At 63.9% G+C, this 11554-nt stretch carries 13 protein-coding genes; 4 read left to right on the top strand and 9 right to left on the bottom strand.

Annotated features, from left to right (window positions below; all coding sequences use genetic code 11):
• Positions 1–10: 10 nt before the first annotated feature.
• Positions 11–661 (bottom strand): DedA family protein, encoded by a 651-nt coding sequence (locus AC1DYS_RS29680; RefSeq protein ID WP_477905272.1) that lies wholly within the window; start codon positions 659–661, stop codon positions 11–13.
• A 50-nt stretch (positions 662–711) separates the two neighbouring features.
• On the opposite strand from AC1DYS_RS29680, the gene mutL reads away from it, so the two are divergent.
• The gene (mutL, locus tag AC1DYS_RS29675) at positions 712–2529 is read left to right on the top strand and encodes a DNA mismatch repair endonuclease MutL (protein WP_477905270.1); all 1818 of its coding nucleotides are present in this window, start codon (positions 712–714) and stop codon (positions 2527–2529) included.
• A gap of 249 nt (positions 2530–2778) precedes the next feature.
• Here the strand turns inward: mutL and AC1DYS_RS29670 are convergent, their stop codons facing one another.
• The 4 genes from AC1DYS_RS29670 to AC1DYS_RS29655 all read right to left on the bottom strand — a co-directional run bounded on the left by AC1DYS_RS29670 (position 2779) and on the right by AC1DYS_RS29655 (position 6479).
• Positions 2779–3777: a porin gene (locus AC1DYS_RS29670; protein ID WP_477905269.1), complete on the bottom strand. Its 999-nt coding sequence runs from the start codon at positions 3775–3777 to the stop codon at positions 2779–2781.
• A gap of 152 nt (positions 3778–3929) precedes the next feature.
• Positions 3930–4682 carry an amino acid ABC transporter permease gene (locus AC1DYS_RS29665; RefSeq protein ID WP_477905267.1) on the bottom strand — a complete coding sequence of 251 codons (753 nt, stop codon included), beginning with the start codon at positions 4680–4682 and terminating at the stop codon, positions 3930–3932.
• A 15-nt stretch (positions 4683–4697) separates the two neighbouring features.
• Positions 4698–5555: a basic amino acid ABC transporter substrate-binding protein gene (locus AC1DYS_RS29660; RefSeq protein WP_477905264.1), complete on the bottom strand. Its 858-nt coding sequence runs from the start codon at positions 5553–5555 to the stop codon at positions 4698–4700.
• 129 nt (positions 5556–5684) lie between these two features.
• Positions 5685–6479, bottom strand: coding sequence for a ferritin-like domain-containing protein (locus AC1DYS_RS29655; RefSeq protein ID WP_477905262.1), 795 nt, complete (start codon positions 6477–6479; stop codon positions 5685–5687).
• A gap of 37 nt (positions 6480–6516) precedes the next feature.
• On the opposite strand from AC1DYS_RS29655, the gene AC1DYS_RS29650 reads away from it, so the two are divergent.
• Genes AC1DYS_RS29650 through AC1DYS_RS29640 form a run of 3 tightly spaced genes read left to right on the top strand, consistent with a single transcriptional unit; the run spans position 6517 to position 8486 of the window.
• The gene (locus AC1DYS_RS29650) at positions 6517–7041 is read left to right on the top strand and encodes a gamma carbonic anhydrase family protein (RefSeq protein ID WP_477905260.1); all 525 of its coding nucleotides are present in this window, start codon (positions 6517–6519) and stop codon (positions 7039–7041) included.
• A complete protein-coding gene (hslO, locus tag AC1DYS_RS29645) occupies positions 7041–7997 on the top strand; it encodes an Hsp33 family molecular chaperone HslO (RefSeq protein ID WP_477905258.1) in 957 nt (318 codons plus the stop codon). Before AC1DYS_RS29650 ends, hslO begins: the two co-directional genes overlap by 1 nt.
• 12 nt (positions 7998–8009) lie before the next feature.
• Positions 8010–8486, top strand: a complete 477-nt coding sequence (locus AC1DYS_RS29640; RefSeq protein ID WP_477905256.1) for a CopD family protein — start codon at positions 8010–8012, stop codon at positions 8484–8486.
• Positions 8487–8491: 5 nt separating this feature from the next.
• Here AC1DYS_RS29640 and AC1DYS_RS29635 read toward each other — a convergent pair whose 3' ends face one another.
• From AC1DYS_RS29635 to eno, 4 genes are all read right to left on the bottom strand, one after another.
• Positions 8492–9121 carry an AAA family ATPase gene (locus AC1DYS_RS29635; protein WP_477905254.1) on the bottom strand — a complete coding sequence of 210 codons (630 nt, stop codon included), beginning with the start codon at positions 9119–9121 and terminating at the stop codon, positions 8492–8494.
• Positions 9118–9738 (bottom strand): nicotinamide riboside transporter PnuC, encoded by a 621-nt coding sequence (pnuC, locus tag AC1DYS_RS29630; RefSeq protein WP_477905252.1) that lies wholly within the window; start codon positions 9736–9738, stop codon positions 9118–9120. The genes AC1DYS_RS29635 and pnuC overlap by 4 nt, the downstream gene beginning before the upstream one ends.
• Before the next feature lie 84 nt (positions 9739–9822).
• Positions 9823–10101 carry a cell division protein FtsB gene (ftsB, locus tag AC1DYS_RS29625; RefSeq protein WP_477905250.1) on the bottom strand — a complete coding sequence of 93 codons (279 nt, stop codon included), beginning with the start codon at positions 10099–10101 and terminating at the stop codon, positions 9823–9825.
• 131 nt (positions 10102–10232) lie between these two features.
• Positions 10233–11516: a phosphopyruvate hydratase gene (gene eno, locus AC1DYS_RS29620; protein ID WP_477905248.1), complete on the bottom strand. Its 1284-nt coding sequence runs from the start codon at positions 11514–11516 to the stop codon at positions 10233–10235.
• Positions 11517–11554 lie beyond the last annotated feature (38 nt).

Below are 11554 nucleotides of genomic sequence, written 5' to 3'. Positions count from 1 at the left end.
GCGCGGCCGTTCAAGCGGTGGCTGGTGTCTTGCGCCGCGCCTTCCACGCGCCGAAGAGCACCAGCACGCCGGGCAGCAAGATGGCGCCCCAGATGATCTTGTCGAGGTGCTCCTTGACCCACGGGATGTTGCCGAACAGGTAGCCCGCCATCGTCACGCCGCCGACCCAGAGGATGGCGCCGCTCACGTCGAAGAACGTGAACTTGCTGCGGGTCATCAACGCTACGCCGGCCACGAAGGGCGCGAAGGTGCGCAAGAAGGGCATGAAGCGCGCGGCGATGATGGTGACGCCACCGTACTTTTCGTAGAAGGCGTGCGCCTGCTCGAAAGCCTTCTTGTTGAAGAAGCGCGAGTTCTCCCACTGGAACACTTTGGGGCCGAAGTAGCGCCCGATCGCATAGTTGCTCTGGTTGCCCAGGATGGCCGCGGCGATCAGCAAGCCGATCGACACCGGCAGGCTCATCAACCCTGCGCCGCACAGCGCGCCGACCACGAACAGCAGCGAGTCGCCAGGCAGAAAGGGCATCACCACGACGCCCGTCTCGACGAAGATGATCAGGAAGAGCAGGGCGTAAACCCAGGTGCCGTAGGTCTGCACGAAAGTGGCGAGGTGCACGTCCACGTGCAGGATGAAATCGAGGATGAAGGCGATGATGTCCATGGGGCCGCATTATCGGGGGAGCGCTCTGGTTGGATTCATACAATGCTGCGATGAATGCCGTACCGCAGCCTAGTTCTCGCCGTCCCATTCGCGAGCTGCCCGATGAGCTGATCAGCCAGATTGCTGCAGGCGAGGTGGTGGAGCGGCCCGCTTCGGTGGTGCGCGAGCTGGCGGACAACGCGCTCGATGCCGGTGCCACTGAGGTGGTGATCAAACTGATGGCGGGTGGCGTGCGCAGCATCGTGGTCGAAGACGACGGCGCCGGCATTCCGGCCGATGAACTGCCACTCGCATTGCGCCGCCATGCGACGAGCAAGATTGCCTCGCTCGACGAGCTGGAAAATGTGTCGACGATGGGGTTTCGCGGCGAAGCGCTGGCGGCCATCTCGTCGGTGGCCGAGCTGAGCATCGCCAGCCGCACTGCTGGTATGGCGCATGCGCAGCGCATCGACGCACGTTCGGGCGAGCTGGTCCCCGCGGCACGTGGCGTTGGTACGAGTGTCGAGGTGCGGGAGCTGTTCTTCAGCACGCCGGCCCGCCGCAAGTTCTTGAAGACCGATGCCACCGAGCTGGCGCATTGCATCGAAGCGGTGCGCCGGCATGCGTTGGTGCGCCCCGACGTCGGCTTTGCGGTGTGGCACGAAGGCAAGCTGGTGCAGCAATGGCGCCGTGCATCCGGCCACGACCAGCGCGTGCGCGAGGTGCTGACAGATGACTTCATCGCCGAGAGCCGTGAGGTGTCGTTCGCCGCTGGCCCCTTGCGCATCACCGGCCGCGCTGGCACCCCGGCCGCGGCGCGCACGCGGGCCGACCAGCAGTACGTATACGTCAACGGGCGCTATGTGCGGGACAAGCTGCTCGCGCACGGTGTGCGTTCTGCTTACGAAGACGTGCTTCACGGCGGGCGCCAGCCGGCGTATGTGTTGTTCATCGAAATCGCGCCTGAGCGTGTCGACGTGAACGTGCACCCGACCAAGATCGAGGTGCGCTTTCGCGATTCGCGCGAGGTGCACCAAGCTGTGCGGCGCGCGGTGGAAGCTGGGCTCGCGCCGTCACAGGCTGGGAGCATGGCGGCGCCGAGTTTGGTGCCACAGCGGTCCGTGTCGTCGATGGAACCGGCGTCCCATTTTCCGAGCTACACATCGAGCTTTCGACCACTGGTGTCGCAGGCGTCGCTCGGCCTGGAGCAGGCTGCTGTTTTGTACGCGCAAGAAGCGCCTGCCGCCTGGAAGGCATCGCCGGTTCCGACCACGCCTGTCGCTGCGGCCGCGCTTTCTGCGGGTGACTGGCCGCTGGGCAAGGCCGTGGCTCAGATCGGTGGCGTGTTCGTGTTGGCTGAAAACGCTCAGGGCCTGGTCATCGTCGACATGCATGCAGCGCATGAACGCATCGTCTATGAGCGACTGAAGGCCAGCCTCGGTGCCGCCGCGATCGAATCGCAGCCGCTGCTGATCCCCGCCACCTTTGCGGCCACAGCGCGAGAGATCGCCACGGCCGAGGCGCAAGCCGACAACCTGTTGACACTGGGGCTCGACGTCTCGGTACTGTCGGCCACGACGCTGGCCGTTCGTTCGCGTCCCGCCGCGTTGGCCGGCGGAGACGTGGTCGAACTCGCGCGCAGCGTGCTCGCCGAGCTGGCGCAGTACGACGCGAGCAGCGTGATCCAACGCGCGCAAGACGAGCTGCTGTCGACCATGGCGTGCCATGGCGCCGTGCGCGCCAATCGTCAGCTGACGATCGATGAGATGAACGCGCTGCTGCGCGACATGGAACGCACCGAGCGGTCCGACCAATGCAACCATGGTCGCCCGACTTGGCGGCAGATCACGATGAAGGAGCTTGACGCCTTGTTCTGGCGCGGGCGGTGATCTGACGGGTCACAGTTTCCTGTTGGCCTTCATCCTGTCGCTGCTATGCGGACTCATAGCCAGCCTGCCGGCTGGTCTTCGTTCCGGCGATGCGAGAAGTGAACCCGCAACACCGCCGGCGGATGACGGTACGCCTTGGGGGAGGCGTTCCAGCGCTACTGGTCTGCTGGTCAGCTTTCCCAAGCCCAAAACAAAAAACGGCCGGTCTTGCGACCGGCCGTTTAATTTGAAGCTCGACTGCTCGAAAGATCAGAAGTTGTGGCGCACGCCCAGGGAGAAGACCTGGAACTTGCTCTCAGCAACCACGCCGATGGCATCGGACTTGGTGTGGTTGAAGAACGTGAACACCTTGGTGCGCTTGCTCAGGTTGTAGTTCACGCCGACCGTGAATTGACGTGCTTTGCCTTCTTCGGTCGCGGGCGTTCCAGCTGCGTCAAGTTCGCTTGCAATGCCAACCGCTGCATGCAGTTCCAGGGCACCGATGTCGTACTGAGCCGAAACGCGGCCGATGTTCTTCGATTCGTTGAGTGCACCGTCTTTGAATCGCTGCACGTAGCCGGTTACCGTGAACGGGGACGCGCTGTACGAAGCACGGATACCCAGTTGGCTGTCACCAGCCGTGGCTGCAGCTGCACCAGTCAGGATGTCGTCATTGACTTTCTCATATCCGAGACCCAGGCCAAACGCTCCCATTGTTGCGTTCACAGCCAGGTCAAAGGAACGATTGGCGGTGGCTTCACCCAGGATCACGCCCAGTTCAGCAGTCACAGGGCCCAATTCCGGGGTGCGGTAGGACACCTTGTTGTTGTCCGTGCCAAGGTACTTGTACAGGGCGTCGGACGAGGTGCCGGTGCCGTGGTTCAGCAGGTCGGTCACGTCCGACGTGGCGAAATACGCTTCGCTGGTGTAGTGACCAGCCTTGACTTGACCGAAGGCCCCCGACAAGAAGACCGAGCTCTCACCAGCACCACCCCAAAAGGCGTTACCGTTGGTCGATGCGCCGGTGTCAGCGTTGAGGCGGTGTTCGAGGGTGAAGCCAGCCTTCAGGCCGCCACCGAGGTCTTCAACGCCACGGAAACCGATACGCGAACCGTTGTTTTGCAGACGGGTGACGCTGTCGTCATCCGTTTTCTGGCGTTCGACGGATTCATTCAACCGACCGTAGACGGTGACAGAGCTTTGAGCAAGAGCAGCGCCGGCCGTGCCGAGGAGGATGGCGGCGGGGATGAGTGCTTTGATGGCTTTCATGTATGAAGCTTTCGTAGGGGTTTGCGAGAAGGATTGAGTCTAGTGGGCGATAGCTCCACTGCGAAGCCGCGCCGTGCTTTCGGTGGTGGAAACGCAACAAAAGGGATTCGACACATCGGCGGCGCCCGTCGTGCGGGCGGCTTCATGCCGGCCTAACGGCCCCGCTGATGGGCGGGCGCTTCCAGACGTTTGGCGAGGAAAGACAGGAGCAAGGTCAATGCCAAGTACAGGGCCGAGATGGCGAGGTACGGTTCCCAGTAGCGCGAGTACGCGCCTGCCACAGTTCGCGCGGCCAATGCCAGCTCGGCCAGGCCGATGGCCGACACGAGCGACGAGTCCTTGATGAGCGTGACGCCCTCATTCACCAGCGCGGGCAGCATGCGCCTGAATGCTTGCGGCAGCACGATGAAGCGCATGGCTTGCGGGTGCGTAAAGCCCAGGCTGTAGCTCGCCTGCGTTTGCCCGAGGTGAATGCTCTGGATGCCTGCGCGAAAAATTTCAGAGATATAGGCGCCGGCGTTGAGGCTCAGTGCCAGCGCTCCCGAAAAGAACGCGCCATGCGATTGCCGGAACTCGCGTGCGGCTTCGCCTGCGAGCAGCAGGCCATTGTCTGGATGAACCAGCGCCGGCATCACTGCGAAGTGCACCAGCAGGATCTGCACGAAGAGCGGCGTACCGCGAAAGAAGGTGACGTAGGCCAGTGTGATGGTCCGCGACACCTTCAGTGACAGCGCGAGCAGTGCCGAGCGCGGCTGCGGCGCGTCGCGCGAGCTGCTGATCAGCCCGAGCAACACGCCGAGCAGCAGGCCGGCGCCGATCGAGACGATGGTCAGCGTGATCGTCGTCCACAGCCCCTCGAGGAACAAGGGGCCGTAGCCGGCCAGGATGCCCCAGCGCAGATCCATCGCCTGCTCTCGGTGTTACTTCGACGCGGCGGAAGCGGGCGCGGCGGCCGCGGCGGCGCCGAAGTACTTGGCGTAGATCTGGTCGTAGGTACCGTCGGCCTTAATGTCGGCCAGGCCCTTGTTCAGCTTGCCGAGCAAGTCGGTATTGCCCTTCTTCACCACCAGGCCGTATTGCTCGGGAGCGAAGGCCTTGTCGGCGACGGTCTTGAACTTGCTGCCTGCGTTGTTGGTCACGTAGTTGATGACCACGCCGTTGTCTGCAACGACAGCGTCCACACCGCCAGCTTCGAGTTCCTTCAGTGCCAGAGGAGTCGATTCGAAGCGCTTGATATTGGGGTTGGTCTTGCCTTGCAGCTTGCTGACCACTTCATCGCCGGTGGTGCCGGTCTGCACGCCAACCTTGAGCTTCTTCAGGTCGTCGAACTTGGAGATCTTGGACGTGGCCTTCACCGCGATGAGCTGCTGCGCATCGAAGTACGGGTCGCTGAAGTCCATGGTCTGCTTGCGCTCGTCGGTGATGGTGACGGCCGAGACGATGATGTCGCGGTCACCCTGGGACAGGTTGTTGAAGATGCCTTCCCAGGGCGTGTTGATGAACTTCACCTCGATGCCGGCCTTCTTGGCGACGGCGCTGAGCACGTCGATGTCGAAGCCGACGATCTCGCCCTTCTCGTTCTGCGATTCGAAGGGCGCATAGGCTGCGTCGGTACCAACGGCGTAGACCTTGGCTGGAGCAGGTGCCGGTGCGGAGGCCACAGGTGCCGGTGCGGCGGCCGGAGGCGGCGGTTCGGTCTTGCTGCAAGCCGCGAGCACGACGCCCGCGATCAAAAGGCCGGTGGTCTGAAGAAATCGGCGGGTGGAAATTGCGTTCATGGACATCCTCGAATGGGGCCGTTTGGAGGCGCCGGCACCAAGCCGGTCGCGCGAAGGGGCACCAGTGTACTGGCGGCGCGGGGCCGATGTGCCACGGCTCAGCAAGATGCGAGCCACGCGGATGGACGGTCAGCTCGCGTCGGCATTGAGCCGCGCCATTTCGTCGGGCGTGAACCCGGCGGCTTCGCGTGCGGGCCAGTTGAACGGTGGCCGCAGTTTCGGCGCTTCATGGCGCCGCGTCAGTTCGGCGTAGTGCGACACCGGGTCGAGCCCGTCGCGCTCGCACAGCCAGCGGTACCAGTGGTTGCCGATGGCCACGTGGCCCACCTCGTCGCGCAGGATCACGTCGAGGATTTCGACTGCGCGTGCGTCACCCGCCTTCGCGAACTTGGCCTGCAACGGCGGCGTGGCATCGAGACCGCGCGCTTCGAGCGTGCGCGGCACGAGCGCCATGCGCGCGACCACATCGCCCGAGGTGCGCTGCGTCATGGCCCACAGGCCATCGTGCGCGTTGAAGTCCCCGTAGTCATGACCGAGGCTCAGCAGGTGCCCTTGCAACAGGCTGAAGTGCAACGCCTCTTCGCTGGCCACGCGCAGCCAGTCCACATAAAACGCCACCGGCATGTGCGTGAAGCGGAAGGCGGCATCGAGGGCCAGGTTGATCGCGTTGAACTCGATGTGCGCGATCGAGTGGATCAAGGCCGCACGGCCCTCAGGCGTGAACGGCGTGCGCGATGGCACTTCCCGCGCTGAGACAAGCGGTGGTTTCTCAGGGCGGCCGGGTAGATCGTCGGGTGCCTCGAACATCGGCGCAGCGTCGATGAGGTGGCGGTCCAGTCCGGCGAACAAGGCACGGGCTTCGGCCGCCTTGGTCGCCGGGTCGCGCAGGCACAAGACCTCCAGGGCGCGTTGTCTCGGGTTCATCCTTAGAATTATCGGCTTCGTACACGGGAACACGCCCATGGCCATCTATCAACTTGGGGAGCAGCGTCCCGACATCGCCGACACCGCCTGGGTGGCCGACAGCGCGCAGGTCATCGGCAACGTGTCCATGGCCGAAGGCGCCAGCGCCTGGTTCGGCGTGGTGGTGCGCGGTGACACCGAACGCATCGTGATCGGCAAGAACACCAACGTACAGGACGGATCGGTGATCCACGCCGACCCCGGTTTTCCGGCAGTCCTCGAAGACAACGTGACGATTGGCCACCAGGTCATGCTCCATGGCTGCACGATCGGCGAAGGCACGCTGATCGGCATCCAGGCCGTGGTGCTCAATGGCGCGAAGATCGGCAAGCATTGCCTTGTCGGCGCCGGTTCTCTGGTGACCGAGAACAAGGAATTCCCCGACGGCTCGATGATCCTCGGCTCGCCGGCGAAGGTGGTTCGCACGCTGACGCCCGAGCAGATCGATGGCCTCAAACGAACCGCACTCCACTATGTCGAAAACGCTAAGCGCTACAAGGCTGGCTTGAAGAAACTGGCTTGATGAGCGAACTCCACAAATTCCTGTTCGACGGCCTGCCGGTGCGCGGCCTGCTGGTCCGGCTGACCGATGACTGGCGCGAAGTGCTGCGCCGGCGCGAGAAGGCGCAAGACGCCTTTCCGCAACCCGTGAGGGCCTTGCTGGGCGAGATGGCAGCGGCCGGCGTGCTGATGCAGTCCAACATCAAGTTCAACGGGTCGCTGATCATCCAGATCTACGGCGACGGTCCGGTCAAGCTCGCGGTGACCGAGGTGCAGCCCGACCTGGCCTTTCGTGTCACTGCCAAGGTGGTCGGCGAGATGCCGGAACGCGCGCAACTCGACACGCTGCTCAACGTGAACGGCGGCGGCCGCTGTGCCATCACGCTCGACCCCAAGGAGCGCTTCCCGGGTCAGCAGCCTTACCAGGGCGTGGTGGCCTTGCATGGCGACCAGCGTGAGCCGCTGCATCAGCTGAGCGAGGTGCTCGAGCACTACATGCTGCAGTCCGAGCAGCTCGACACCAAGCTCATTCTCGCGGCCAACGACGAAATTGCCGCGGGCTTGCTGATCCAGCGTTTGCCGGTCGAAGGTGCCGGCAACCTCGGCCAGAAGAATGAAGACGAGATCGGCATCAACGAGGCTTACAACCGCATCGCCCACCTGACGGCCACGCTGACCAGCGAAGAACTGCTGACGCTCGATGCCGACACCGTGCTGCGCCGCCTGTACTGGGAAGAAAAGGTCATTCGCTACGAGCCCGTGCAGCCGCGCTTTGCCTGCACCTGCTCGCGCGAGCGCGTGGGCAACATGCTCAAGAGCCTGGGGCGCGAGGAGATCGACGGCATCGTCGTCGAGCAGGGCCGCGTCGAGATCGCCTGCGATTTCTGCGGCACCAAATATCACTTCGACCCGGTGGACGTGGGCGAACTGTTCACGCCGCAAAGCAAGCAGGCACCTGGCTCCACATCACTCAATTGATCGGACGCACCCATGGGCTACGCACTGCTGAAATTGTTGCACCTGCTCTCGGTCGTGGTCTGGATCGGCGGGATGTCCTTCACGCTGTTCTGCCTGCGTCCGGCTGCTGCGACGTTGGAGCCTCAAGTGCGCGTTCCCTTCATGGCCGATGTGTTGGGGCGCTTCTTCTCGGTCGTGCTGTGGATGGCGCTGGTGGCGATTGCCAGCGGCGCTGCCATGGTGATTCGTGTGGCGCAGACCACCCGCGTGACGGGAGCGCCGTTCAACATGCCGGCAGACTGGATGGCGATGGCGGCGCTCGGCTTGCTGATGGTGGCAATCTTCGGCCACATCCGCTTCGCGCTCTACAAGCGATTGCAGCGAGCCGTGGCGGCCAGCGACTGGAAGGCGGGCGGCGCGGCCATCACTGAAATTCGTTTCTGGGTGGGCGCCAATCTGTCGCTGGGCGCCCTGATCATCGTCGTCGTGGTGCTCGGCGCGGCGACTTGACGAACCTAGCCGCGCGGCAACAGGTGCCGTTCGCAGTCCACATCGCCACAGCGTTCGCAAGTCCACTGCCAGCGGATCGGGGCAGCGTCTTCGACGTCGACCGATGAATGCAACGCGTGCCGAACAGCCGCGAGCGCAGAGGCCAGTCGGGCCGGCCCCAAGCCGCTGACGACCGAATAGACCACGCCTGCCCGTGACAGGCTCGCGCGTACCTGTGCCGTAACGGGCTCGCGCACCTGAGGGCCATCGCGCTGCAAGCCATCGGGAAGCCACGGCAGATCGAGTGCCGTGAGCAGCGTGAGGGCGTAGCCACGTTGCGTTTCCTCGGCCTGGGCGTACAGGCTCCGATCGCCGAAGACGTGCTCGCTGTAGACCGCAATCATCAACGCGGTAGTGTCCGCGACAACGATGTCGTGAGCTTGCGCCGCCTCGGCGATGCGGCGTGTCTGCTCGGCCGCGATGCCAGCCTGCTCGTGAACCGTCGGCGTGCGGCCATTCCGTTCGCAGAACTCACGCAGGTATTCGGCGACGAGCCCTACATCGTGGCCCTCGGCACGCAAGGCGTCAGCAAGTTCGCGAGCCAGCGTCGTCTTGCCAGTGCTCTCTGCACCCAGCAGGGCGATCACGCGGCTCATGGCTGTGCCGCGAGCCGCCGCCAGGCCCGCCAGCCCACGACCGACATTGCGATGAAGATGAGGTACAGCAACACCGTCAGCCACAAGCCCTTGTAGGCAAAGAGCGCGACGCTGACGATGTTGACAACGACCCAGGCCAGCCAGTTCTCGACGTACTTGCGACCGAGCAGCCATTGGCCGACGAGGCTGCCCGCGGTGGGGAAGGCGTCCCACCAGGGTACGTCGGTGTCGGTGTAGCGCTTCAGGAAGAGCCCCGTGGCAGGCCACGCGATGACCATCACGCCCAGCACCAGCCAGCGCGCGTGTGGGTTCAGCGATCGCACCTTCAGTGCCGTGCCATCGGCCTGCTTGCCGCCCAGCCATTGCCACCAGCCCCAACCGGCTATCGTCGCGAAGAATATTTGCAGGCTGGCGTCGCCGTACAGCTTGCTGTTCCAGAACACCGCGAAGTACAGCAGCGAGCTCACGATGGCGAGCGGCCAGCCGGTGGGGTTGACGCGGATGTTGCAGACCACCATCGCGACGGCCAGCACGAAGGCCACGATCTCGAGCCATGTGACCGGCGAGCCGAGGAACGTGAATGCAGCGACGAACAGGGGTTGCAGCAGCGCGTTCATCGACTTCAGCCGCGGACTGTCCCCAAGACAGCTGAATGCCGCTGCGGGACGCCTATACGCAGTGACTTGGTGGCCGACGTCACCTCAACGCTTGGCCGTCGATACCTGGACGTAGATCTCGTCCGGCTTGATCATGCCTAGCTCGAAGCGCGCCTTCTCCTCGACCATCTCTAGGCCTTCTTTCAGGTCACGCACTTCGGCGGTGATCTGGTCATTGCGCCCGTGCGCGGCCTCGTTCTGCGTCTTCTGCTCCAGCAGCTTGGCTTGCAACTCCATCACGCGCGGCACACCGCCCTTGCCGAACCAAAGTTCAGCATGTACCAGCGCGAGAAGCGCCAGAAGAGCGAGAGTGACGAACCGCAAAGTACCGCCTCAGGAGACGACAGCGGCCGGCGAAGCCAGGCCAGACAGAGCAACAACGCACGGAACGGGCTTCGCCCGGCCGTAGCGTTGGCGCCCCCAAGGGGGGCAGAAGCGAAGCGACGTGGGGGCTGTCATCTCAAGTTGTAGAAGGCCGCGCGCCCCGGGTAGCTCGCGACGTCACCCAGGTCTTCTTCGATGCGAAGCAGCTGGTTGTATTTGGCGATGCGGTCGCTGCGGCTCATTGAGCCGGTCTTGATCTGGCCGGCGTTGGTGCCTACCGCGATGTCGGCGATCGTCGAATCTTCGGTCTCACCGGAGCGGTGCGAGATCACGGCGGTGTAGTTCGCGCGCTTGGCCATCTCGATCGCGGCGAAGGTTTCGGTCAGGGTGCCGATCTGGTTGATCTTGATCAGGATGGAGTTGGCGATCCGCTTCTCGATGCCTTCGCGCAGGATTTTGGTGTTGGTGACGAAGAGGTCGTCACCCACCAGCTGCACCTTGCTCGCGAGGCGTTCGGTCAGGTGCTTCCAGCCGTCCCAATCGCCTTCGTGCATGCCGTCTTCGATGCTGATGATTGGGTACTTCTCGACCCAGTTGGCCAGCACGTCGGTCCACTCCGGAGCCGACAGCGTGAGGCCTTCGCTGCCCAGCACGTACTTGCCGTCCTTGTAGAACTCGCTGGCGGCGCAGTCGAGGCCAATGGCAATCTGCTCGCCGGCCGTGAAGCCCGCCTTGTCGATGGCTTCCAGAATCATCTGGATCGCCGCTTCGTGGTTGGCCACGCTGGGGGCAAAGCCACCCTCATCGCCGACGGCGGTGCTCATGCCCTTGCTGTCGATGATCTTCTTCAATGCGTGGAACACCTCGGCACCGTAGCGCACCGCCTCGCGGAAGCTCGGAGCCCCCACGGGGATGATCATCAGCTCTTGCAGATCGAGGTTGTTGTTGGCGTGCGCGCCGCCGTTGATGACGTTCATCATCGGCACCGGCATTTGCATCGCGCCCGAACCGCCAAAGTAGCGGTAGAGCGGCAGGCCGCTTTCCTCAGCCGCGGCACGCGCCACGGCCATCGACACGGCCAGCGTGGCGTTGGCGCCCAGACGGCCCTTGTTGTCGGTGCCGTCCAGGTCGATCAGCGTGCGGTCGAGGAAGGCTTGCTCGGAGGCGTCGAGACCCAGCACGGCTTCACTGATCTCGGTGTTGACGTGCTCGACGGCCTTGAGCACGCCCTTGCCGAGGTAGCGCGACTTGTCGCCGTCGCGCAGCTCGATGGCTTCGCGCGAACCGGTGGATGCGCCCGAAGGCACGGCCGCGCGGCCCATGGTGCCCGACTCGAGCAGCACATCGCATTCGACGGTGGGGTTGCCGCGGCTGTCGAGAATCTCGCGCCCGACGATGTCAACAATGGCACTCATTCAATCTTCCTCTGGGTTGCTTTGAATTTTTGCTGTGG

It is taken from the genome of Rhizobacter sp. P2_G4 (genome assembly GCF_056403575.1).
This window is presented reverse-complemented; position numbering and strand designations above follow the sequence as displayed.

Excerpts from the sequence above, each read along its gene's own strand:
- AC1DYS_RS29650 (WP_477905260.1), top strand. The coding sequence starts at position 6,517 with ATGGCCATCTATCAACTTGGGGAGCAGCGTCCCGACATCGCCGACACC.
- AC1DYS_RS29655 (WP_477905262.1), bottom strand. The coding sequence starts at position 6,479 with ATGAACCCGAGACAACGCGCCCTGGAGGTCTTGTGCCTGCGCGACCCG.
- AC1DYS_RS29635 (WP_477905254.1), bottom strand. The coding sequence starts at position 9,121 with ATGAGCCGCGTGATCGCCCTGCTGGGTGCAGAGAGCACTGGCAAGACG.
- eno (WP_477905248.1), bottom strand. The coding sequence starts at position 11,516 with ATGAGTGCCATTGTTGACATCGTCGGGCGCGAGATTCTCGACAGCCGC.
- pnuC (WP_477905252.1), bottom strand. The coding sequence starts at position 9,738 with ATGAACGCGCTGCTGCAACCCCTGTTCGTCGCTGCATTCACGTTCCTC.
- AC1DYS_RS29640 (WP_477905256.1), top strand. The coding sequence starts at position 8,010 with ATGGGCTACGCACTGCTGAAATTGTTGCACCTGCTCTCGGTCGTGGTC.
- hslO (WP_477905258.1), top strand. The coding sequence starts at position 7,041 with ATGAGCGAACTCCACAAATTCCTGTTCGACGGCCTGCCGGTGCGCGGC.
- AC1DYS_RS29660 (WP_477905264.1), bottom strand. The coding sequence starts at position 5,555 with ATGAACGCAATTTCCACCCGCCGATTTCTTCAGACCACCGGCCTTTTG.
- AC1DYS_RS29665 (WP_477905267.1), bottom strand. The coding sequence starts at position 4,682 with ATGGATCTGCGCTGGGGCATCCTGGCCGGCTACGGCCCCTTGTTCCTC.
- mutL (WP_477905270.1), top strand. The coding sequence starts at position 712 with ATGAATGCCGTACCGCAGCCTAGTTCTCGCCGTCCCATTCGCGAGCTG.
- AC1DYS_RS29680 (WP_477905272.1), bottom strand. The coding sequence starts at position 661 with ATGGACATCATCGCCTTCATCCTCGATTTCATCCTGCACGTGGACGTG.
- AC1DYS_RS29670 (WP_477905269.1), bottom strand. The coding sequence starts at position 3,777 with ATGAAAGCCATCAAAGCACTCATCCCCGCCGCCATCCTCCTCGGCACG.